Source organism: Allobosea sp. TBD101 (assembly GCF_059817965.1).
Window position 1 is genome coordinate 273954 of the sequence record NZ_CM187543.1, and the last position, 22704, is coordinate 296657.

General features: G+C 65.3%; 23 protein-coding genes. 13 read left to right on the plus strand and 10 right to left on the minus strand.

From position 1 onward, the window contains the following. Positions 1-97 precede the first annotated feature (97 nt). From AC6RIC_RS01365 to AC6RIC_RS01380, 4 genes are all read left to right on the plus strand, one after another. The gene (locus AC6RIC_RS01365; RefSeq protein ID WP_442896376.1) at positions 98-469 is read left to right on the plus strand and encodes a winged helix-turn-helix transcriptional regulator; all 372 of its coding nucleotides are present in this window, start codon (positions 98-100) and stop codon (positions 467-469) included. Between the two features lie 197 nt (positions 470-666). Beyond that, positions 667-936 (plus strand): 30S ribosomal protein S15, encoded by a 270-nt coding sequence (rpsO, locus tag AC6RIC_RS01370; protein WP_377843400.1) that lies wholly within the window; start codon positions 667-669, stop codon positions 934-936. Between the two features lie 260 nt (positions 937-1196). Then, a complete protein-coding gene (gene pnp, locus AC6RIC_RS01375; RefSeq protein ID WP_488850874.1) occupies positions 1197-3368 on the plus strand; it encodes a polyribonucleotide nucleotidyltransferase in 2172 nt (723 codons plus the stop codon). A 264-nt stretch (positions 3369-3632) separates the two neighbouring features. Next, entirely contained in the window at positions 3633-4268 is a 636-nt protein-coding gene (locus AC6RIC_RS01380; RefSeq protein ID WP_499734813.1) for a pyridoxamine 5'-phosphate oxidase family protein, read from the plus strand. Between the two features lie 188 nt (positions 4269-4456). Here the strand turns inward: AC6RIC_RS01380 and AC6RIC_RS01385 are convergent, their stop codons facing one another. The 5 genes from AC6RIC_RS01385 to AC6RIC_RS01405 form a co-directional block, all read right to left on the minus strand. Then, positions 4457-5455, minus strand: coding sequence for an adenosine kinase (locus AC6RIC_RS01385; protein ID WP_454654360.1), 999 nt, complete (start codon positions 5453-5455; stop codon positions 4457-4459). 98 nt (positions 5456-5553) lie between these two features. Beyond that, entirely contained in the window at positions 5554-5928 is a 375-nt protein-coding gene (locus tag AC6RIC_RS01390) for a helix-turn-helix domain-containing protein (protein ID WP_454654362.1), read from the minus strand. Then, on the minus strand, positions 5925-6488 hold the full coding sequence (locus tag AC6RIC_RS01395; RefSeq protein ID WP_499734814.1) for a Smr/MutS family protein: 564 nt from the start codon (positions 6486-6488) through the stop codon (positions 5925-5927). The genes AC6RIC_RS01390 and AC6RIC_RS01395 overlap by 4 nt, the downstream gene beginning before the upstream one ends. Position 6489: 1 nt before the next feature. Continuing rightward, entirely contained in the window at positions 6490-7590 is a 1101-nt protein-coding gene (mltA, locus tag AC6RIC_RS01400; protein WP_499734815.1) for a murein transglycosylase A, read from the minus strand. A 65-nt stretch (positions 7591-7655) separates the two neighbouring features. After that, positions 7656-8381 (minus strand): Tim44/TimA family putative adaptor protein, encoded by a 726-nt coding sequence (locus tag AC6RIC_RS01405; RefSeq protein ID WP_454654367.1) that lies wholly within the window; start codon positions 8379-8381, stop codon positions 7656-7658. 247 nt (positions 8382-8628) lie between these two features. Between AC6RIC_RS01405 and secB the strand changes: the two genes are divergently transcribed. After that, positions 8629-9123, plus strand: coding sequence for a protein-export chaperone SecB (secB, locus tag AC6RIC_RS01410; RefSeq protein WP_454654369.1), 495 nt, complete (start codon positions 8629-8631; stop codon positions 9121-9123). 173 nt (positions 9124-9296) lie between these two features. Further along, entirely contained in the window at positions 9297-10031 is a 735-nt protein-coding gene (locus AC6RIC_RS01415; RefSeq protein WP_499734816.1) for a TerC family protein, read from the plus strand. A 162-nt stretch (positions 10032-10193) separates the two neighbouring features. Here the strand turns inward: AC6RIC_RS01415 and dnaQ are convergent, their stop codons facing one another. From dnaQ to AC6RIC_RS01440, 5 genes are read right to left on the minus strand one after another with little or no spacing between them, the layout of a single operon-like run. After that, entirely contained in the window at positions 10194-10910 is a 717-nt protein-coding gene (gene dnaQ / locus AC6RIC_RS01420) for a DNA polymerase III subunit epsilon (protein ID WP_499734817.1), read from the minus strand. A gap of 4 nt (positions 10911-10914) precedes the next feature. Then, positions 10915-11529 (minus strand): dephospho-CoA kinase, encoded by a 615-nt coding sequence (gene coaE / locus AC6RIC_RS01425; protein ID WP_499734818.1) that lies wholly within the window; start codon positions 11527-11529, stop codon positions 10915-10917. Between the two features lie 15 nt (positions 11530-11544). After that, the gene (locus AC6RIC_RS01430; RefSeq protein ID WP_499734819.1) at positions 11545-12378 is read right to left on the minus strand and encodes a shikimate dehydrogenase; all 834 of its coding nucleotides are present in this window, start codon (positions 12376-12378) and stop codon (positions 11545-11547) included. A 12-nt stretch (positions 12379-12390) separates the two neighbouring features. Further along, positions 12391-13017, minus strand: coding sequence for a Maf family protein (locus AC6RIC_RS01435; protein WP_499734820.1), 627 nt, complete (start codon positions 13015-13017; stop codon positions 12391-12393). Then, positions 13014-13844, minus strand: a complete 831-nt coding sequence (locus AC6RIC_RS01440; RefSeq protein WP_499734821.1) for a pyruvate, water dikinase regulatory protein — start codon at positions 13842-13844, stop codon at positions 13014-13016. The genes AC6RIC_RS01435 and AC6RIC_RS01440 overlap by 4 nt, the downstream gene beginning before the upstream one ends. A gap of 489 nt (positions 13845-14333) precedes the next feature. On the opposite strand from AC6RIC_RS01440, the gene hemE reads away from it, so the two are divergent. From hemE to AC6RIC_RS01475, 7 genes are all read left to right on the plus strand, one after another. Beyond that, a complete protein-coding gene (gene hemE, locus AC6RIC_RS01445) occupies positions 14334-15368 on the plus strand; it encodes a uroporphyrinogen decarboxylase (protein ID WP_499734822.1) in 1035 nt (344 codons plus the stop codon). Between the two features lie 11 nt (positions 15369-15379). Continuing rightward, positions 15380-15802, plus strand: a complete 423-nt coding sequence (gene hemJ / locus AC6RIC_RS01450) for a protoporphyrinogen oxidase HemJ (protein WP_454654381.1) — start codon at positions 15380-15382, stop codon at positions 15800-15802. A 225-nt stretch (positions 15803-16027) separates the two neighbouring features. Further along, complete coding sequence (gene rho / locus AC6RIC_RS01455) at positions 16028-17293, plus strand: transcription termination factor Rho (protein WP_257735420.1); 1266 nt, start codon at positions 16028-16030, stop codon at positions 17291-17293. 656 nt (positions 17294-17949) lie between these two features. After that, positions 17950-19263, plus strand: coding sequence for a tRNA uridine-5-carboxymethylaminomethyl(34) synthesis GTPase MnmE (mnmE, locus tag AC6RIC_RS01460; protein WP_499734823.1), 1314 nt, complete (start codon positions 17950-17952; stop codon positions 19261-19263). A gap of 73 nt (positions 19264-19336) precedes the next feature. After that, positions 19337-21223 (plus strand): tRNA uridine-5-carboxymethylaminomethyl(34) synthesis enzyme MnmG, encoded by a 1887-nt coding sequence (gene mnmG / locus AC6RIC_RS01465; RefSeq protein WP_499734824.1) that lies wholly within the window; start codon positions 19337-19339, stop codon positions 21221-21223. Further along, positions 21220-21867: a 16S rRNA (guanine(527)-N(7))-methyltransferase RsmG gene (gene rsmG, locus AC6RIC_RS01470; RefSeq protein WP_499734825.1), complete on the plus strand. Its 648-nt coding sequence runs from the start codon at positions 21220-21222 to the stop codon at positions 21865-21867. The genes mnmG and rsmG overlap by 4 nt, the downstream gene beginning before the upstream one ends. Continuing rightward, entirely contained in the window at positions 21864-22694 is an 831-nt protein-coding gene (locus AC6RIC_RS01475; protein WP_499734826.1) for a ParA family protein, read from the plus strand. The genes rsmG and AC6RIC_RS01475 overlap by 4 nt, the downstream gene beginning before the upstream one ends. The last annotated feature ends 10 nt before the right edge of the window (positions 22695-22704 follow it).

Consider the following 22704-nt stretch of genomic DNA (forward strand, 5'->3'; position numbering starts at 1 on the left):
ATAGATACCTACACTCCAATGGAACCTATCTGATCTTGCCGCATCGCCCCGTAAAGAAGGCACTTTCACGCGACATGGTCACCTCCGGGAAACCGCCATGCTGAAACGCCCCGACCCTTTCCAGGCCTTATGCCCGACGCGGCGCGTGCTCGATCGCATCGGCGATACCTGGGCGGTGCTGATCCTGATCGCGCTCGACGACGGCACCCTGCGCTTTAACGAACTCAGGCGGCGGATCGAGAATATCTCGCAGAAGATGCTGTCGCAGACACTAAAGAGCCTGGAGCGCGACGGGCTGGTGCGGCGCGAGGTGTTCGCGACGGTTCCGGTGACCGTCGAGTACTCGCTGACCGAACTCGGGCGGACGCTGGCGCAGACCGTGAACCAGCTGACGCTGTGGGCCGAGGCGCATATCGGCGAGGTCGAGGCGGCGCAGCAGCGCTATGATCGCGGCGAGGCTTCGGCCTAACGCGCCGTCAAGGGCTTCACAGCCAGCCGGTCTCGGGAACGCTGGCGTTTCCACCGATTTCGTGTATATGCCCGGGCAACCGGCCGAAAAGCCGGCGGCGCGACCCCTCCGCGATGAGGCGGCTCGCGGGCTTCGGACCTTGCTGGACGACATCCCGGCCTGGCCCGCCAGATCAACCCAAACACGAGGATATCCCGATGTCGATCACTGCCGAGCGCAAGACCGCGCTGATCCTGGAACACGCCACCAAGCCGAACGACACCGGCTCGCCGGAAGTGCAGATCGCGATCCTCACGGAGCGCATCACCAACCTCACCGGCCACTTCAAGTCCCACAACAAGGACAACCACTCGCGCCGCGGCCTGCTCAAGCTGGTCTCGCAGCGCCGGTCCCTGCTGGACTACCTGAAGGGCAAGGAAGAGGCCCGCTACAAGACGCTGATCGAGAAGCTCGGCATCCGCCGCTGATCGAGAGCTGACGGTTTCCGCCCGGCGCGACCTGCTCCGGGCGGCTCCTTCTCAGGTGAAGCCGCCATGGGGCGAGCCACCTGACTGCCGCGGCGGCCGCATGGGGCGGCCTTCCCGCGTGACCCGCCGGGCGCCCAAGACGTCCATGGCAGGATCGCCGAGCGCTCGGGCGCAATCCCTTTCACACCCGAGCGTTCCGCCGTCTTGCCCATGGACCTGAAGGCACCGGACGGGTCGAACCCGACCGAAAGACGAAAAACATGTTCGACATCCAAACCGAAGAACTGATCTGGGGCGGCCGCAAGCTCGTCCTCGAGACCGGCAAGGTCGCCCGCCAGGCCGACGGCGCCGTGATGGCCACCTATGGCGAGACCGTCGTGCTCGCGACCGTCGTCTCGGCCAAGGAGCCGAAGCCGGGCTTCGACTTCTTCCCGCTGACCGTGAACTACCAGGAAAAGACCTTCGCGGCCGGCCGCATCCCCGGCGGCTATTTCAAGCGCGAAGGCCGTCCGAGCGAGAAGGAGACCCTGGTCTCCCGCCTGATCGACCGTCCGATCCGCCCGCTCTTCGTCGAAGGCTACAAGAACGACACGCAGGTCGTCGTCACCGTTCTCCAGCATGACCTCGAGAACGATCCCGACATCCTCGCGATGGTCGCGACCTCGGCTGCGCTGACGCTTTCCGGCGTGCCCTTCATGGGCCCGATCGGCGGCGCCCGCGTCGGCTATATCGACGGCGCCTACAAGCTGAACCCGACGATCGAAGAGGCCAAGGAATCGGTTCTCGACCTCGTCGTCGCCGGCACCCAGGACGCCGTGCTGATGGTCGAGTCGGAAGCCAAGGAGCTTCCCGAGGACGTGATGCTCGGCGCCGTGATGTTCGGCCACAAGCATTTCCAGCCGGTGATCGACGCCATCATCCGCCTGGCCGAGAAGGCCGCCAAGGAGCCGCGCGACTACACCCCGGCCGACAACTCCGTCGTCCTGGACGCCGTCCTGAAGCTCGTCGACGCCGACCTGCGCGCCGCCTACAAGATCACCACCAAGGCCGAGCGCTACAAGGCGCTGGACGCCGCCAAGGCCAAGGTCGCCTCGCTGATCTCGGCCGAGCCGGACGGCAAGACCACCTTCACCAAGGAGCAGGTCGGCGGCCAGTTCAAGGAAGCCCAGGCCAAGGTCGTGCGCTGGACCATCCTCGATGACGGCACCCGCATCGACGGCCGCGATCTGAAGACCGTGCGCAAGATCGTCGCCGAGGCCGGCATGCTGCCGCGCACCCACGGCTCGGCCCTGTTCACCCGCGGCGAGACGCAGGCGCTGGTCGTGACCACGCTCGGCACCGGCGATGACGAGCAGTTCATCGACTCGCTGGAAGGCACCTACAAGGAAACCTTCCTGCTGCACTACAACTTCCCCCCCTACTCGGTCGGCGAGACCGGTCGCATGGGTTCGCCCGGCCGCCGCGAAATCGGCCATGGCAAGCTCGCCTGGCGCGCCATCCGTCCGATGCTGCCGGCGAAGTCGGAGTTCCCATACACGATCCGCGTCGTCTCGGAGATCACCGAGTCGAACGGCTCCTCCTCGATGGCCACCGTCTGCGGCACCTCGCTGGCGCTGATGGATGCGGGCGTTCCGCTGAAGTCGCCGGTCGCGGGCATCGCGATGGGCCTGATCCTCGAAGGCAAGCGCTTCGCCGTGCTCTCCGACATCCTCGGTGACGAGGATCATCTCGGCGACATGGACTTCAAGGTCGCCGGTACCGCCGCGGGCATCACCTCGCTGCAGATGGACATCAAGATCGCCGGCATCACCGAGGAGATCATGAAGGTCGCCCTCGAGCAGGCCAAGGGCGGTCGCGAGCACATCCTCGGCGAGATGAACAAGGCGCTCTCCGCCTCGCGCAGCCAGCTCGGCGAGTTCGCGCCGCGCATCGAGACGATGAAGATCCCGGTCGACAAGATCCGTGAAGTCATCGGCTCCGGCGGCAAGGTCATCCGAGAGATCGTCGAGAAGACCGGCGCCAAGGTGAACATCGAGGACGACGGCACCATCAAGATCGCCTCGGCCGACGGCAAGTCGATCGAAGCCGCGATCAAGTGGATCAAGTCGATCGTCTCGGAGGCCGAAGTCGGCGTGATCTATGACGGCACCGTCGTCAAGATCATGGAGTTCGGCGCCTTCGTGAACTTCTTCGGCGCCAAGGACGGCCTCGTCCACATCTCCGAGCTCGCTCCGCAGCGGGTCCAGAAGGTCTCAGACGTCGTCAAGGAAGGCGACAAGGTCAAGGTCAAGTTCCTCGGCCAGGACGAGCGCGGCAAGATCCGCCTCTCGATGAAGGTCGTCGACCAGGCCACCGGCGAAGACCTCACCGAGAAGCTCAAGGCCCAGCGCGAGGCCGAGAAGAACCGCGAGAAGCAGGGCGCGGCCGAGTAATCACCGCCCGCCAGCTTGTGTAAGACAAGACGCCCCGCATCGGATGATGCGGGGCGTTTTTCGTTTCAGGTTTCGCAACTTCGAACGGAGAAACGGTCGAGCCGCGCATCATGCTCGGACTTGCCCCCAGCATCTTGTGCCGCGTGAGGCTCCCGCATCTTCTCGTCTGGAGATTCCCGGGTCACGGCTTCGGGGAGCCCAAGAATGACGGCTGGTGGATGTGCGCCCAATAGTCTAGACATATACCGATCCATGGAGACCGGCATGTCCGACCACCGCATCGCCTCGCTCGACGACCTCTCTCGTGCCTACCCCAACCCGGTCGCGCCGGCATCGACCTTCAAGGAGATCGATCATGTCGATGCGAACTATGCGGCGCTGATCGCGGCCTCGCCGTTTTTCGTGCTCGCGACAGTCGGTCCGGAGGGGCTGGATTGTTCGCCGCGCGGGGATCTGCCGGGCTTTGTCACGGTCCGGGACGCGAAAACGCTCCTGATTCCCGACCGAAAAGGCAATAACCGTCTGGATTCCTTAAAGAATATCCTGTTCGACGATCGAATCGGAATGCTCTTCCTGATCCCCGGTTGCGGTGAGACGCTGCGCGTGAACGGACGCGCGGAGATTTCCTGCGACCCAGAGTTGTTATCGCCGTTCGAGATGGCCGGGAAGCTGCCGGCAAGCGTGATGGTCGTCCATGTCGAGGCGGTCTACTTCCAGTGCTCGCGCGCGGTGGTGCGAGCGGAGCTCTGGAACGCGGAGCGGCAGGTCGACCGGCGCAGCCTGCCCTCACCCGGCACGATCCTGCGCGACATCACGGCACGCAACGCCGAAGTCGCGACCTTCGACGGCAAGACCTATGACGAGGCGCTGCCGGGACGGGTCAAGGCGACGCTGTATTGAGAGAGAGCTCGTCGCCTTGTCATTCCGGGGCTTCGCGCAGCGAAGAACCCGGAACCCACGACGAGGTGAGACCGAGCGATCAGGGACGCCGGAGGAATTGTAATTCGGACGTCACCCGGTCGTGGGTTCCGGGTTCGGCCCATACGGCCGCCCCGGAATGACAATCGTGGTGTCCTCGGCGTTGCGCCTCACAGCAGCCCTTCGTTCCCCGCCAGCGTCTTCAGGACGACATCCGGCCGGGCGCCGACATGCGAGATGATCTCGGCCGCGGCCAGCGCACCGAGGCGCAGGCAGTCGCGGGTCTCGCGGTTCGAGGTCAGGCCGTAGAGGAAGCCGGCGGCGAAGAGATCGCCGGCACCGGTCGCATCGACGACGCGCTCGACCGGGAAGACCGGCTCCTCGACGATGCCGTCCGGCGTCACCGCCAGCGCGCCCTTCTCGGAGCGGGTGACGACGGCCAGGATGTTCTCCGAACGCAGCCAGGACAGGGCCGTGTCGAAATCCGAGGTCTCGTAGAGGCTCTTGAGCTCATGCTCGTTGGCGAAGACGAGATCGACCATGCGGTTGCGGATCAGGCCGACGAACTCGTCGCGATAGCGGTCGACGCAGAAGGAATCGGACAGGGTGATGGCGACGCGGCCACCGGCCTTGTGCGTGATCTCCGACGCCTTGCGGAAGGCCTCCTTGGCCGCCGGCGGGTCCCAGAGATAGCCTTCGAGATAGACGATATCGGCGGCCTCAACGGCCTTCGCGTCGACATCGGCCACCGAGAGGCCTTGGCAGGCGCCGAGATAGGTGTTCATCGTGCGCTCGCCATCGGGCGTGACGATGATGAAGGAGCGCGCCGTCGCCGGGCCTTCCGCCGCATCGGCCGTGCCGAAGGCGACACCGAGCGAGGTCAGGTCATGGCGATAGAGCTTGCCGAGTTCGTCGCCGCGGACCTTGCCGATGAAGGCACCCTTGCCGCCGAAGGAAGCGAGGCCGGCGATGGTGTTGGCGGCCGAGCCACCCGAGATGATCCGGGCCGGGCCCATCGCGGCGTAGAGGGACTCGGCGCGGGCCTCGTCGATCAGCATCATCGCGCCCTTGGTCAGCTTCTGGGCGATGAGGAAATCCTCCTCGGCCGAAGCCAGCACGTCGACGATGGCGTTACCGAGGGCGAGGACGTCCGTGCGGGTCTGGGTCATGGCTCTTGCTTGCTCTGTCCGGATGGCGCGGCCCGTCGGCCGAAAGGAAAGGTGCTGGCCCTGTCGCATCCGTGTGATGCGGGGTCAAGCGGGGCGAATCAGGCGGGATCGCGGCGGGCGGCGGCCTCGTCGAGCACAACGGCGAGGCGGCGCAGGTCCTCGTCCTCCAGCAGGCCGATCTCGCGCGCCAGCCGGTTCGCGAAGAGCGTTGCCTCCGGATCGAGCCCGGCCGTATCGATGACCACGCGCGGATGCGAGAGATCGGCGAGGCGAACGAGCTCGTCCGCCTCGTCCCAGATCACGCCGAGGAGATGGATCGTGCCCTGGATCAGGCTGAAGGTCGGGCGGCCGCGCTTGCCATGCTCAAGCGCCGAGAGATAGGCCGGCGAGACACCGAGGCCCTCCGCCATCTGCGCGAGGCTCATGCCACGCGCCTCCCGCAGCGCCCGAACACGCTGCCCGAAGGGCGTCACGGCCCATGCTCCCTGAGGCGCCGCAGGCGGACATAGAGCGCGCCGGAGCCGCCATGGCGCTGCTCGGCCTCCTCGAAGCCGAGGACCAGCGCGCGCAGATCGGGAAGGCGCAGCCAGTGCGGCACCATCCGGCGCAGCACGCCGCGCTCGTCGCCGAACAGCGCCGGCGCAAGCGCGCCCTTTCCGGTGACCACCAGCGCGATGCGGCAGCCGCGCCGCTGCTCGCGGCGCAGGAAGGCATGGAGCGCCAGATGCGCCTCGTCCTGCCGCATGCCATGCAAGTCTATCGAGGCATCGACGCTCTGCTGGCCGCGGCGCAACTGCGTGCGCAAACGCCGCTCGATCGGCGCCAGCGGAGGGGCCGATGGTGGAGCGGCCTTGGCCGGAGAAACCGCCGCAACGGCGCGCATAGCGGTTTCGGTTGGTGCGGGCGGTGCTTGCTCGGAAACCGGCTCCGGCTCGACCGGCGCCCGGCCGGGCAGCGGCTTGACCGAGCGTGCGACCTGTCGCCAGAGCGCGATATCGGCCTCCGTCAGCGTCTTTCCGCGGCGAGACCGCATTTCAGCGCGGCCAGAGCACGGTGAAGGCGACGGGATGGCGGATCAGGCCGGCACGATGCCCTGCTTCGGCGCCCGAGCCGACGAAGAGATCCATACGGGCCGGCCCGAGGATGGCCGAGCCGGTATCCTGCGCGATCATCAGGCGGGCGAGATGCTCGTTGCCGCCAGCCCCGTCGGGAAGCGTCGTATCGATCCAGACGGGGAGGCCATAGGGCCAGGCCGTGCGGTCCACGGCGATGCTCCGCATCGGCGTCAACGGCAGGCCGGCGCCGCCGATCGGGCCGCTCCCGGCCGGCAGGTCGTCGCGACGGGCGAAGAAGACGAAGGATTTGTTCAGGCGGATCAGATCACGGGCGAAGCCGGCATCGGCCTTCAGCCGGGCGATCAGCCGGTCCATCGTCATCTGCTCGGGCGGAATATTCTCGCGCTGGCTGAGCACGCGGCCGAGCGAGGTATAGGGATGGCCGTTGCGACCGGAATAGCTCAATCGCGTGACCGAGCCATCCGGCAGGCGGACCCGGCCCGAGCCCTGCACCTGCAGGACGAAGCGGTCGACGGGATCGCGCAGCCAGAGGATTTCAAGCCCCTGCCCGTCGAGCGCGCCGGTCTCGATCGCGGTGCGATCCGGGAAGGGCTCGAAGCCCTTGGCCGTTCGGCGCGCAGCCGAAAGCGTTTTATCGAGGCCCGGCCAGTCATCCTCGGAGAAGCGCGTCACCAGATCCTTCGGCCGGTCGTAGAGCGGCGTCGGGAAGGCATCCGAACGGGTCAGCGAGCCCTCGAATTCCGGCTCGAAATAGCCGGTGGTGAAGCCGGTCTCGCCGGTTTCCGGCCGTATCAGCCAGAAGGCGAAATTCTGCTCGAAGAAGGTTTTCGCCTGCTCGCGCCCGACCGGGCCCGCCGCCGCGAGCGCCTTGGCGTTGTCACAGACGGCGGTCAGACGCTCCGGCAACGGCACGCCCTGGCGCAGGGGCGGATCGGCCATGCAGCCCTGGGCGAAGATGGCAAAAGCCTTGCCGTGATCGTCCTGCGCCCAGCCGAGGATCGCGGCGGGCGACATCGCCTCGGCACGAGCTCCTTGGGGCAGCGGGGGCGGCGAGGCCATGGCGGTCACGGATGCAAGGCCCAGGGCCGCGGAGAACGCCAGTGCGACACCGGCGCCGCCGCGATTCACGCGGCGGATTCGGTGGCGACGAGCAGCCAGTTGGGATCGCGGCTGCCGAGCTGACGCGAGAAGGTCCAGATGTCGTTGACCTCCGAGACCTGCTCGGCGCTGCCATCGACGACCGCGCCCTGAGCGTCGCGGGTAACGCTGATGAGCTGCGAGACGAAGGCGATCGTGACCTGCGCGGTCTTGCCCTTGACCTCGACAGCGGCGAGATCGGCCTTATCGATCGAGACGAAATTGGATTCCGCCTTCTCGCCGCGCTTCTCGCGCTCGGTGATGGCCTGCTCGAAGCCGTCATAGACCTCCTTGGCGAGGAGGCCCTTCAGCATCTTGCGGTCGCCACGCGCGAAGGCGGTGACGATCGCCTCATAGGCGGCCTTGGCGCCGCCGACGAATTCATGCGGGTCGAAGCCGGGCTCCTGCCGGATCACCGCCTCGATGCCCGCGCTGACGGCTGAACCCGGCGCGGCCAGGTCTTTCCAGCGTTCGGCTGCCGGCGGCTGGGGCGCTACGGGATCGTTCGCGGCGCCGGGCAGGCGGATGACATTGTCACTCTTGTCCTGGCTCTGCGCCTGATCCGGCCGCATCGGCGGCGTCTCGCGGCGGGCGAAGGGGTCCTTGGGCTGTTCGTGACCGGTCTTCTGGCCGAGCACGGAGCGCAGCTTCCAGGCCACGAACACGGCCAGAGCCAGAAAGATCAGAGTCTGCATGTCGAAGGAATTCTGCATCGAAAGCTGACCCGCGGCTCCCCGTTGTTGCCTGACCCTTCTGCGCCTCAAGCGCTGGGCCTTCACCAGTCATATGGTGAGACTGGCTCGTAACATCCACCCCCTCGCTTGTGAAGGCGAGTTCTTGTGCCGGCACGACGTCCATGATAGCCGACGCGCGCGCCGCTCCATAGCATGGAGCGCAGTCCCGAATGCCGGCAGAGGCACGGGATTTCCCGAGACAGCCTGCCAGAACGAGATGGGACCGATGGCCAACGAACTCCCCAACGGCAATGGCGCCGGCGCCGAAGCGGCTCCGAGCCTGAATGCCCTGATCCAGTACACCAAGGATTTCTCGTTCGAGAACCCGAAGGCGCCGCGCTCTCTCGCCCAGCAGGATGCGCAGCAGGGCCCGCAGATGTCGCTGCAGGTCAATGTCGGCTCGACCGCTCTCGGCGACAACGATTACGAGACCGTGCTGCGCCTCGAAGGCAAGGCCGAGGTCAAGGGCGAGACGCTGTTCGCCTTCGACCTCAGCTATGCAGGCGTGTTCCGCCTGCAGAACATCCCGCAGGAGCATGTCCACCCCGTGCTGGTGATCGACTGCGCTCGTCTGCTCTTCCCCTTCGCCCGGCAGATCATCGCCGAGGCCGTGCAGAACGGCGGCTTCCCGCCCTTCTACGTGCCGCCGATCGACTTCGCGCAGCTCTTCCAGCAGCGCCTGCAGGAGCTCGAAGGCCAGCAGGGCGCTGCGACCAACTGATCGGTCGCCGCATCGGCAAAGAATTACGAAAGGGCCCCTCGCGGGCCCTTTCTTCGTTTATTGCGGATGATTGTTGTCCTTGCGGAGCGAGGCACCCCTCGCCATGTGCCCGAAGCAACGGCGGACGCCCCGGCAGGGACGCCCGCCCTTTTTTCGTATCCGATGGAGAACCGATGGACCACCTTCTGACGCTTGCCGCCGATCCCGCTGTCTGGGCCGCGCTCGGGGCACTGATCGCCATGGAGGTCGTGCTCGGCATCGACAACCTGATCTTCATCTCGATCCTGACCAACAAGCTGCCGGAGCATCAGCGCTCCAAGGGCCGCAGGATCGGCATCGGCCTGGCCCTCATCCTGCGTCTGGCCCTGCTCGGCACCGTCGCCATCATCGTCAAGCTCACCGCCCCGATCTTCTCGATCTTCGGACAGACCTTCTCCTGGCGTGACCTCATCCTGATCGCCGGTGGCCTGTTCCTGGTCTGGAAGGCGACGAAGGAGATCCATCACAAGGTCGATCCCGATCCGGAATCGATCCTGGCCGAGGGCGGCACGCGCGCGGTGACGCTGAGCTTCGGCGCCGCGATCTTCCAGATCCTGATCCTCGACCTGGTGTTCTCGATCGACTCGATCATCACCGCCGTCGGCATGACCGAGCATGTGCCGGTCATGGTCATCGCCGTCCTCGTCGCGGTGCTGACGATGCTGCTCGCCGCCGACCCGCTGGCGCGCTTCATCGACAAGAACCCGACCGTCGTGATGCTGGCGCTGGGCTTCCTGCTGATGATCGGCGGCACGCTGATCGCCGAGGGCTTCGGCGTGCATGTGCCGAAGGGCTATATCTACGCCGCGATGGCCTTCTCGGCCCTGATCGAGGCGCTCAACATGGTATCGCGCCGCCGGGCGCGATAAGCTTCGGGCTCACCTTCCCTTGTCATTCCGGGGGCGCGCCGCTGGCGCGAACCCGGAATTCATGACTGGGTGAGATACCGGGTGTTCGGTTGCAGTCCGCTCACCCGGTCGTGGGTTCCGGGTTCTTCGCTTCGCGAAGCCCCGGAATGACAAGCCGCGGTGCTACTGTGCCGCGTCGTCGGTTATGCCGAGATAGCCCTTCCAGAGCGGCGCTTTGAGCGAGCCGAGAATGAAGGCCTCATGCGCCTTGAGCGCCTCATCGCTGAGGCGTGGCGCCAACGGGCGCTGACGCTGCGGTTTCTCGACCGCCGCCACCGCGATGTCACCACGGCCCGCCGCAGCCGCATCGCCAAGGCCGAGCGAGGCCTGCTTGCCGCCGATCAGCTCGATATAGACTTCCGCCAGGATCTCGGAGTCGAGGAGCGCGCCGTGCTTGGTCCGGCGGCCGTTGTCGATGCCATAGCGCGAGCAGAGCGCGTCGAGGCTGTTCGAGGCACCCGGATGCTTGCGGCGCGCCATCGACAGGGTGTCGACCACCAGGGCCTGCTCGATCGGCGGCAGGCCGAGACGCTTGAACTCCATGTTGATGAAGCCGACGTCGAAGGCGGCGTTGTGAATCACCAGCTTGGCGCCGGCGATGAACTCCGCGAATTCCTGCGCGACCGCCGCGAAGAGTGGCTTGTCCGAGAGGAATTCTTCCGAGAGCCCGTGGACGTTGAAGGCCTCGATCGGCATCGAGCGCTCGGGATTGATATAGACGTGGAAGGTCCGGCCGCTCGGGCAATGATTGAGCAGCTCGACGCAGCCGATCTCGACGATGCGGTCGCCGTTATTGGCTTCGACGCCGGTGGTTTCGGTATCGAGAACGATCTCGCGCATCGCTTCAGGACCTCGCTTGCGCACCGCGCCCGGGACGGCCGGCGAGCGCCATCAGGATAGAGCCGACCTGCCGCTCGGCGGCCACGAGACCGCGCGAGGTGTCCACAAGGAAATGGGCATGGCGACGCTTCTGCGCATCCGGCATCTGGCGCGACAGGATGGCGTCGAGCTTCTCCGGAGTCATGCCCGGACGGGCGAGAACGCGCTGGCGCTGGACCTCGGCCGGCGCGGTCACGACGAGGACGGCGTCGCAGCGCGACCCGCCTCCGGTTTCGAGCAGGAGCGGCACGTCGATGACGGCGAGCCCCGCCCCGTCCCGGCGGCAGCGGGCAAGGAAGGCTTCCTCCTCCTCGCGCACCAGCGGATGGATGATCGCTTCGAGCCGGCGCAAAGCCTCGGGCTTGCCGAGCACCGCAGCGCCCAGCTTCGCGCGATCGACCGCCCCGTCGATCACCGTTCCCGGAAAGGCGGTCTCGATCGGCGCCGCAGCCCGGCCGCGATGCAGGCGATGTACGGCCGCATCGGCATCATGGAGCGGCACGCCGCGCTGCACGAAGAGCTGCGCGGTCGTCGATTTTCCCATTCCGATCGAGCCTGTGAGGCCCAGCACGAAAGTCATGACGGCTCCGGCGAATCAGACCTTCAGGATATCGGCTTCGATCAGGAAACGCAGGGCCGGCGTCACCTGCGGCGTCACGCCGAACCAGCGCGCGAAGCCGGGCACAGCCTGGTGGAGCAGCATGCCGAGCCCATCGACCGGGACGCCGCCACGCCGTTCAGCTTCGGCCAGCAATGCCGTCTTCAGGGGGACATAGACGATATCGTCGACGATGGTTCCCGGTCGCAGGGCCGCGAGATCGATCTCCAGCGGCGGCTTGCCCTGCATGCCGAGCGCCGTCGTATTGACGATGAGATCGGCCTCACCAACGAGGCTGTCGCGCTTCGCCCAATCGCCAGCCTCAAGGGGATGGCCAAGAGCGGTGACCAGTTCCGCCGCGCGTTCGGGGCTGCGGTTGACGACGAGGATGCGTGCGACGCCGCGCGACTTCAAACCGTAGCAGATGCCGCGGGCCGCGCCGCCTGCGCCAAGGACGAGAACCGTATCGACGCGATCCTGCCAGCCGGGCACCGTCGCATCGAGATGAGCGAGGAAACCGCCGACATCGCTGTTGTCGGCGACGATCCGGCCGTTCTCGCGCCAGAGCGTGTTGACCGCCCCGACCGCGCGGCCGGCATCGCTGATCTCGTCGACCAGCGCTATGACCGCTTCCTTATGCGGCACGGTGACGTTGCCGCCCGCGAATTCCCCCTCGCGCAGGCGCGCGATGAACGCCGGGAGTTCGGCCGGGGCGACATCGATCCGCTCATAGGAACCGGGGAGCCGATGCTCGCGCAGCCATTCGCCGTGGATCAAAGGCGAGCGCGAATGCGCGATGGGATGTCCGATGACGAAGCAGCGAGGCGCCATGAATGAAATCCGTTAGCGGGCGAGGCAATCGAGATCGCGCAGCGCCGAAAGCACCGCCAGGAGCGGCAGGCCCAAAATGGTGAAATGGTCGCCTTCGACCTTCTCAAATAGCTGCGCGCCCAGTCCCTCCAGTTGATAACCGCCGACGCTGGACAAGGCACCCGGACCGGCGACGGCGACATAACGCGCGATGAAGTCGGTGTTGAGCGGGCGCATGGTCAGCCGTGCCGCCTCGAGCCCCTCAGTCAGCGGCGCGCCATCTCGCGCAATGACGAAAGCGGAGTGGAGCTCATGAGTCCGGCCGGCAAGCAGGGCGATCTGGCGCTCCGCCGCCACAAGATCGGCGGGTTTGTGGAAGGCGACACCGTCGCAAATCAGCGTCTGGTCGGCGGCAAGCACCAAGCGGCCCGGACGATCGCGCGAGACGGAAAGCGCCTTGGCGCAGGCAAGCGCCGCGGCAATCTGATCCGCCGGTACGCCGCAATCGACCAGCGGCTTTTCGACGGCACGCTCGTCGATCTCCGGTTTCACCACCTCGGCCGGGATGCCGGCGGCCAGGAGCATGTCACGCCGGATCGTGCTGCCGGAAGCGAGGATCAGCGGCTCGTTGGCGAGCCAAAGGCTGGACGAGGTGCTCATGTCGCGATGAACTTCATGCGGTGGTCGCGGAGCAGGTCGAGGATCGAGGCCGCGGTCTCCTCGATCGAGCGGCGCGTCACGTCGATCACCGGCCAGCCCTTGCGGGCGCAGAGGCGGCGTGACTGCGTGACCTCGTCGGCAACAGCGTCCGGATCGACATAGGCGGTATCGTCGTCGGCACGCAGCGACAGCAGGCGGTTCTGGCGGATCTGGACGATGCGGTCGGCACTGGCGATGAGGCCGACGATGAGGGGCTTCCTGGCGTTTTCCAGTTCAGGCGGCAGAGGGATATTCGGCACCAGCGGAATGTTCGCGGTCTTGATGCCACGATTGGCGAGATAGATGCTCGTCGGCGTCTTGGAGGTCCGGCTGATGCCGACCAGGATGACATCGGCATTGTCGAGATCGCCGCCCATCTGTCCGTCATCATGCAGCAGCGTGTAGTTCATCGCGTCTATGCGACGGAAATATTCGGTGTTGAGCACATGCTGCGCGCCGGGCTTCGGTGCCGAGGCCTGGCCGAGATAGGACTGGAACAGCGAGAGCACGGGCTGCAGCACCGACAGGCAGGGGCAACCGAGATCGCGACAGAAACTCTCCAGCTTCTCCTGCCATTCCGGCTCGACCAACGTGTAGAGCACGACGCCGGGTGAAGCCTCGATCTCGGCGAGGACGCGCGCGAGCTGCGCCTCGGAGCGGACCAGCGGATAGACATGCTCGATCGCGGAGACGGTTTCGTATTGCGCGGCAGCGGCGCGGCTGACGGCGATCAGCGTCTCGCCCGTCGCATCCGAGACCAGATGCAGATGGAAATAATTGCGGACCACGGCATCCCCCCGGCCTGAAGCGTTCTCTTCCTCTAGCGCGCTTTGAGCCCGACCGGAATCGCCCCGAGGCGAATTGACGCCACAGGTCTCCTTTCCAGCGAAGCCGGCTTCTGAAGCGCTTGCGGGAACGGCCGGGTTATCCCGGGCCATGGGGACCAGTGTGGACAACCGAACAGAAACGGACGGTTGGGCGGCGGCTCTGTATAACCCGCCCAGTCCATCAACAGACGCCCGGCTGTGAATGGTAAAGAAAGTGTTTCACGTGAATCATTTTGGAAGCCGGCGTGGGCACCGCCGATTCCAGTTCGTTAATAAAGCTTTAACTCCTGATCGAGGCCCCGGCCCGCCCGCGACTCGCTGTCCCAGTGCCTGTGGATCGGTTGTGGACGAAATTGCGGCGGGCTATCTCCCTGTCTCCAAGAGTCAAAACAAAAAGATTCTCTCTAGGAATCTTATTTGAGAGATAGCGGGATGGATGGCCCGCCAGGCATGACGACAAGCCATATCCCTGCCCTGATCCGTGTGCTCGGCGGCGAAACGCTTCCGACGCCTCCGATCTGGATGATGCGCCAGGCCGGTCGATATCTCCCGGAATATCGCGAGCTCAGGGCGAAGGCCGGCAGCTTCCTGTCGCTCTGCTACAATCCCGAGCTGGCAGCCGAAGTGACGCTCCAGCCGATCCGACGCTTTGGCTTCGATGCCGCGATCCTGTTCGCGGATATCCTGCTCGTTCCGCAGGCCCTCGGCCAGAGGCTCTGGTTCGCCGAAGGGGAGGGGCCGCGCCTGGAACCCGTGGCCGATGCGGCCCGCCTGGCGCAGATCGATCGCGTTGCGGATCAAGCGAAGCTCGATTCGATCCCGGAGACGGTTCGCCGGGTTCGGGCTGCCCTGCCCCGCGAGACCGGCTTCATCGGCTTCTGCGGCGCGCCCTGGACTGTGGCGACCTATATGGTTGCTGGTCGCGGAACACCGGATCAGGGGCCGGCGAAGGCCTTGTTCGAACGCGACCCGATTCTATTCCAGGCGATCATCGACCGGATCGTGGTCTCGTCGATCGCTTATCTGAATGCGCAGATCGCCGCCGGCGTCGATGCTGTCCAGATATTCGATAGCTGGGCGGGATCGCTCGGGCCTGAGGATTTCAAGCGCTGGTGCATCGCGCCGACGCGTCGGATCGTCGAGGGCGTGCGGGCAGCGCATCCGCAGGCCCGGATCATCGGCTTTCCCCGCGGCGCCGGGCATCTGATTCCGGATTACATCGCAGGGACCGGTGTCGATGCTGTCGGACTCGAAACCGATATCGACCGGACCTTCGTTCGCGAAGCGATCCAGTCCAGGGTGCCGGTGCAGGGCCATCTCGATCCGTTGGTGCTACGCGCCGGTGGCGACGCGCTGGAACGTGAGGTCGATGCCATCCTGACCGCGTTTGGCGACAGGCCGTTCATCTTCAATCTCGGCCACGGCATCCTGCCGGACACGCCGATCGCGCATGTCGAGCGCTTGCTGAAACGGGTACGAGGCTGAGGGCTCAGGCGATGTACGAGTGGATCAAGGCTTTCCATGTCATGGCCGTCATCTCCTGGATGGCCGGCATGCTCTATCTGCCGCGCCTGATGGTCTATCACGCGGAGGCGCAGACCGGCTCGATCCAGTCCGAGACCTTCAAGATCATGGAGCGCCGGCTGCTCAAGGGCATCATCAATCCGGCGATGATCGTGACCTGGGTGCTCGGCCTCTACCTCGCCTGGTACGCGTTCGGCTTCAAGGGCGGCTGGCTGCACGGCAAGCTTCTGCTCGTCTTCATCCTCTCCGGCATCCACGGCGTGCTGGTGAAGCACGTGCGCAATTTCGCCAATGACCGCAATGTGAAGTCGCCGCGCTATTTCCGGATCCTCAACGAGATCCCGGCGGTGCTGATGGTAGGCATCGTCATTCTCGTCATCGTGAAGCCGTTCTAAGGTTCTCCGCGCTTTCCCGCTTGAGCCCGGACCCGATTCCCGCTATCAGGACGCTACGCTTCTCCAGCGTCCTCCCTTGTTGTCGACTGTTCGTGAGCTGCCTGCCCTAGCAGTAGTTCATGTCGCGCAACCCTCGCGCAGGTCCGGTCAGGGCCGATAAGTCGATCAATCCAGTACCGTCCTCTCCCCTGCTCTTCGGCAGGGTGTTCACGATCCGGGTGCCCCATGCGGGAAATCAAGCTTCAAGAGCTTAAGAGCAAGTCGCCGACCGAACTCCTGGCCTTCGCCGAGGAAGTCGAGGTCGAGAACGCCAGCACCATGCGCAAGCAGGAGCTGATGTTCGCTATCCTGAAGCAGCTCGCGGCGCGCGAGACCGAGATCCTGGGCGAAGGTGTCGTCGAGGTCCTGCAGGACGGCTTCGGCTTCCTGCGCTCCTCCGATTCGAACTATCTGCCGGGCCCGGACGATATCTACGTTTCTCCCTCGCAGATCCGGAAGTTCGGCCTGCGCACCGGCGATACGGTAGAGGGTCCGATTCGTGGCCCGAAGGATGGCGAGCGCTATTTCGCCCTGCTCAAGGTCAACTCGATCAATTTCGAGGACCCGGAGAAGATCAAGCACAAGATCCATTTCGACAACCTGACGCCGCTCTACCCGGACGAGCGCCTGAAGCTCGAAGTGCAGGATCCGACGAAGAAGGATTTCTCGCCGCGGGTCATCGATATCGTCGCGCCGATCGGCAAGGGCCAGCGCGCGCTCATCGTCGCGCCGCCGCGCACGGGTAAGACGGTTCTGCTCCAGAACATCGCGCAGTCGATCACCAGCAATCACCCTGAGTGCTATCTGATCGTGCTGCTCATCGACGAGCGACCGGAAGAAGTCACGGACATGCAGCGCTCGGTGAAGGGCGAGGTCGTGTCCTCGACCTTCGACGAGCCGGCCTCCCGCCACGTCCAGGTCGCGGAGATGGTGATCGAGAAGGCCAAGCGCCTGGTCGAGCATGGCCGCGACGTCGTGATCCTGCTCGACTCGATTACCCGTCTCGGCCGCGCCTACAACACAGTGGTGCCGTCCTCCGGCAAGGTCCTGACCGGTGGTGTCGACGCCAACGCCCTGCAGCGCCCGAAGCGCTTCTTCGGTGCGGCCCGCAATATCGAGGAAGGCGGCTCGCTGACCATCGTCGCGACGGCGCTGATCGATACGGGCTCGCGCATGGACGAGGTGATCTTCGAAGAGTTCAAGGGCACCGGTAACTCGGAAATCGTGCTCGACCGCAAGGTGGCGGACAAGCGCATCTTCCCGGCGATCGACATCCTCAAGTCCGGCACCCGCAAGGAAGAGCTCATCACGCCGCGCTCGGACCTGCAGAAGACCTATGTGTTGCGCCGCATCCTCAACCCGATGGGTCCGCAGGACGCGATCGAGTTCCTCATCGACAAGCTGCGCCAGACCAAGCAGAACTCGGAATTCTTCGATTCGATGAATACCTGACGATCGCGCAACCGGTATCGGGCGTTCGATTCGCCGCCGTATCGACTTCTCGATACGGCGGCGAAATCGTTTCAGCACCCGTGATGATGCCACCGGGCGATGCGCCAGATCTTGATAGCGATCGGTCGATTCGGATCCGTGATGGTTGGCGCACTGCGGCCCGGACCACCCGTCATGTCCGCACATTGTGGAACTGTCGCGGGCAGATCGCGTCCACATCAGACGGATCGAGTCGGACCGAGTCATACCGAAGTGGTATGGCCTTGCATTGCGCGCCGACTGTGTAGGTTACATGTCAGTGGGGGCCGTATCGGGTGACCTCGGTCGTGCCGAAGCTCCGCGCATCGTAGGTTCGGGCGGATCGCTCTCTCGGCTCGCTGCCTGATGGGTAGGCTCCGCCACCGTTCTCCAGTGATCTGGCTGGGGCGGGTATGCCGGTTTGGGTCGCATCAACGCGAGCTTTCCGCAGCAGGTACACGGTATGGCTGGTAGTGCCACGGATTCCACCCTGGTCATACCAGACGAACCGGCGCCGGGCAGCGCGGATCGGCTGCAAGCACGGCCCCGGAGCGGTCGAGCAGCCCTCGCCCTGACAGCCTTGATGTTCGTCGGGACCTCGTTCAAGAAGTCGCTCGATACGGCACTACTCGACAGGCATGATGGTTCCACACGCCCATACGACGATCGTGGCCCTCTCCTCGGCGCCCGGCAAAGCCGGCGTTGCCGTGATCAGAGTTTCCGGACCGCGCGTTCGATTCGTTCTCGAAACGTTTGCAGGGCTCATCCCCGAACCGCGGGTCGCGACCCTGCGGAAGCTGGTCGATGCGCGAGGCGCGGCTATCGATAGCGCGCTTGTCCTGTTTTTTGCCGCTCCCGCCAGTTTCACCGGCGAGGATGTCGCCGAATTCCACGTCCATGGCTCGCGAGCCGTCCTGGCGCGGCTTCTGAGCGTTCTCACTGCCCTGCCCGATATCCGGCTCGCGGAAGCCGGGGAGTTCACGCGGCGAGCTTTCGAGGCCGGCAAGCTGGACCTTGCCGCTGTCGAGGGCCTGGCGGACCTGATCGATTCGGAAACGGAATGGCAGCGCAAGCAGGCGCTGCGCCAGATGGACGGCGCATTGAGCACGCTCGCCACGACGTGGCGGGCGAGCTTGATCGAGGCCATGAGCCTGCTCGCTGCCGAACTGGATTTTTCCGATGAAGGGGATGTGTCGGGCCCGTTGCAGAAGCAGGCGCTGGATCTCGCCTCAGACGTGCTCGGTTCGCTGAAGAGCGCCCTCGGCAGCTTCGCCATGGGCGAGCGTGTTCGCGAAGGGTTCGTCGTTGTGCTGGCCGGGCCACCCAATGCGGGCAAGTCCAGCCTGCTCAATGCGCTGGCACGCCGCGAGGTCGCAATCGTCTCGCCGATCGCAGGAACGACGCGGGATACATTGGAGGTGCGACTGGATCTCGCCGGCCTTCCGGTGATCCTGATCGACACGGCCGGCCTTCGCGACAGCGCCGACCCGATCGAAGCCGAAGGGGTTCGCCGAGCGCGGGCTCTGGTTGCCCGTGCCGATCTCGTTCTCGGCTTGCGCGGTATCGATTCGGAGCCGTATCGAATCGAGAGCGAGGCTCAGTTGCTCAAGCTCGCGACGAAGGCCGATCTTCCGGGATCGGCCTTGCCCGGGGAGCAGGCGATCTCCGTCAGGACTGGCCAGGGCGTGAACGAGTTGCTGGCCGAGATCGCGGCCCGCCTCCAGCAGCTTGGATCGGGGGAATCTGCGCTTCTTACCCGCGAGCGCCATCGCATGGCCGTCGCAGACGCGATCGCGGCGCTCGAACGCGCCACGACGGCGCGTCATGGGCAGGGCGAGCTCCTGGCGGAAGATATCCGGCTTGCCGTCGTCGCGCTGGAACGATTGGTCGGGCGGATCGATGTCGAGGATGTGCTCGACCGCCTCTTCGCTGGATTCTGTATCGGAAAGTGAGGAAGCGGCGGGATCCGGCCACGTTTCCGCGATTGCCGTTGACCCATCCGCCGCGCTTCGCTAGCGAAACCGCATGTCAATTCATCGGCAGCATTACGACGTGATCGTCGTCGGCGGCGGCCATGCCGGGGCCGAAGCGGCCGCAGCTGCGGCGCGCTACGGCGCCCGCACCGCCCTGGTCACGCATAAGCCGGAAACCATCGGCGTCATGTCCTGCAATCCGGCCATTGGTGGCCTCGGCAAGGGACATCTCGTTCGCGAGATCGATGCGCTCGACGGCATCATGGCGCGGGCTGCCGATCTCGGCGGCATCCAGTTCCGCATGCTCAATCGCCGGAAGGGCCCCGCGGTCCGCGGGCCGCGCGCTCAGGCGGATCGCAAGCTCTATCGCCGGGCGGTGCAGGACCTTCTGGTGGCGCAACCCAATCTCGACATCGTCGCCGGCGAGGTTTTCGACCTGGAGGTCGAAGCCGGGCGTGTCACCGGGGTTGTGTTGGCGGATGGATGCCGATTCGGAACCGGAACGGTCGTGCTGACGACCGGCACCTTTCTGCGTGGCCTGATCCATATCGGCGAGAAGCGGATTCCGGCTGGACGTGTCGACGAGGCGCCGTCACTTGGCCTGTCGGCAACACTGGAGCGCCATGGTTTCCCGCTCGGACGGCTGAAGACGGGAACGCCGCCGCGCCTCGACGGACGCAACATCGATTGGGCTGCGCTCGAAATGCAGCCGGGTGATGAACCGCCGGAGCCTTTCTCTGCGCTGACGACGACCATTACCAACCCGCAGATTTCCTGCGGGATCACCCGGACGACGCTGGCGAGCCATGATCTCATCCGGGCCAATCTGCACCGTGCTCCGATGTTCTCCGGCCAGATCGAGGGGCGCGGACCGCGCTACTGCCCGTCCATCGAGGATAAGGTCGGGCGTTTCGGCGATCGCGACGGCCATCAGATCTTCCTGGAGCCCGAGGGCCTCGATGACGATACCGTCTATCCGAACGGGATCTCGACCTCGTTGCCCGAAGACGTCCAGCTCGACCTGCTGAAGACGATCCCCGGCCTCGAGCGGGCGGCGATGCTGCGGCCGGGCTATGCGATCGAGTATGATTTCATCGATCCGCGCGCCCTGAAGAACACGCTCGAAACACGCGCGCTTGCCGGGTTGTTCCTGGCGGGGCAGATCAACGGCACGACCGGCTATGAAGAGGCGGGCGCTCAAGGGCTGCTTGCCGGCTTGAACGCGGCGCGAATGGCAGGCGGGGCTGAGGCCGCCGTGTTCGATCGCACGCAATCCTATATCGGCGTGCTGGTCGACGACCTCGTGACGCATGGCGTTACGGAACCGTATCGAATGTTCACGTCGCGAGCGGAATTCCGCTTGTCCTTGCGTGTCGACAATGCCGATGAGCGATTGACGGCGCTGGGCGTGCAGCTTGGCATCGTCGGCTCGATGCGACAGGCCGCTTTCGAGACCCGGGATCGCGATATCTCCGGTTTGCGCGAGACCTTGAAGGGCCTCTCGCTGACGCCGCAGCAAGCGCAAGCCGTCGGCTTTCAGCTCAACCAGGACGGTTTGCGCCGCAGTGCGTACCAGATTCTGTCTTATCCGGATGTGAGTTTCGAGCAGTTGGCTGCCGTCTGGCCGGAGCTGACGGAGTATGCCGCGCCGGTTGTGGCGCGGGTGACCGCGGATGCCGTCTATTCGGTTTATCTCGACCGGCAGGCGGCGGAGATCCAGGCCTATCGCCGCGATCAATCCCTGAAGGTTCCGGCCGATCTCGACCTCGACACGATTTCGGGCCTGTCGAACGAATTGAAGCTCAAGCTGGCGGCTCAGCGACCGGCCGACCTGGCCCAGGCGGGCCGGATCGAAGGCATGACTCCGGCAGCCCTGACGCTGCTGGCGGCTCACGCCCGAAAGCGCCGAACGCCCGCATTATCCACAGGTACGACGTGACTGTTGATAAGAACGACCGCCAGCGCGCTTTGAGCTTGACGCCTGTTTCACGTGAAACAGAGGAGCGCCTCGCTCTTCTGGTTGCAGAACTCGGGCGCTGGCAGGCGGCGAAGAACCTCGTCTCCTCGGCGACGCTGGCCGATGTCTGGACCCGCCATATCGCGGATTCCCTGCAGATCTTCGGCCTGGCCGAGGGCCGCGAGCGCTGGCTCGACCTCGGCTCCGGCGGTGGCTTTCCCGGACTTGTGATCGGCATCTGCCTGGCGGAGCAGGGCAAGGGCCAGATCGATCTGGTCGAGAGCAATGCCCGGAAATGCGCGTTCCTGCGCCACGCGGCCCGCATCACCGGGGCGCCGGTCAAGGTCCACGCAGCCCGCATCGAGGACGTGATCGGCGATTTCACCGGGAAGGCTGAGGTCGTGACGGCTCGGGCGCTGGCGCCCCTGCCCCAGTTGCTCGGCTGGTGCGAAGAGCTGTTGAGAACCGGCACGCTCGGTCTCTTTCCCAAGGGACAACATCTAGATGCGGAATTGACCGACTCGGCCAGATATTGGAAGATTCAAGCGACAACGGTTTCCTCCGTGACTGACGATGCCGCGCGAATCCTGGTGGTGCGCTCGGCGGAGAGACGAGCCGATCCATGACTGAGCTCACATCCGTGACGACACCGCGCCGCCCGCGCGTGATCGCGCTTGCGAATCAGAAGGGTGGCGTCGGCAAGACGACGACCGCGATCAACCTTGGCACCGCCCTGGCCGCCATTGGCGAGAAGGTGCTGATCGTTGACCTCGACCCGCAGGGCAATGCGTCGACAGGGCTCGGCGTCGATCGCCGCAACCGCAAATCCTCGACCTATGACGTGCTCTGTGGCGATGTCGGACTGGGGCAGGCACTGCAGCAGACGGCGGTTCCCGGCCTGTCGCTGGCGCCCTCGACGCTCGATCTGCTCGGTGTCGAGCTGGAGATCGCTTCGGCCAAGGATCGGGCGCATCGCCTCAAGAACGCGATCGACGAGCTGGTCTATGACCAGCGTTGCCAGGACCTGACCTATATCCTGATCGATTGCCCGCCTTCGCTCAGCCTGATCACGATCAATGCGATGACGGCAGCGGACGCGGTGTTGGTGCCGCTGCAATGCGAGTTCTTCGCGTTGGAAGGCTTGAGCCAGCTGCTCAAGACCGTCGAGCAGGTCAAGGCCGGTCTCAATCCGCGCCTGATTATCCAGGGTGTGGTGCTGACCATGTTCGACCCCCGCAACAACCTGTCCGGGCAGGTGATGGCGGATGTGAAGAGCTTCCTCGGCGACAAGGTCTACGAGACCGTGATCCCGCGCAATGTGCGGATTTCGGAGGCGCCGTCCTATGGCAAGCCGGCGCTGCTCTACGATCTGCGCTGCTCCGGCTCGCAGGCCTATCTGCGATTGGCTTCGGAAGTGATCAAGCGCGAGCGCGCCCTGCGGGCCGCGGCATAAATTACAAATA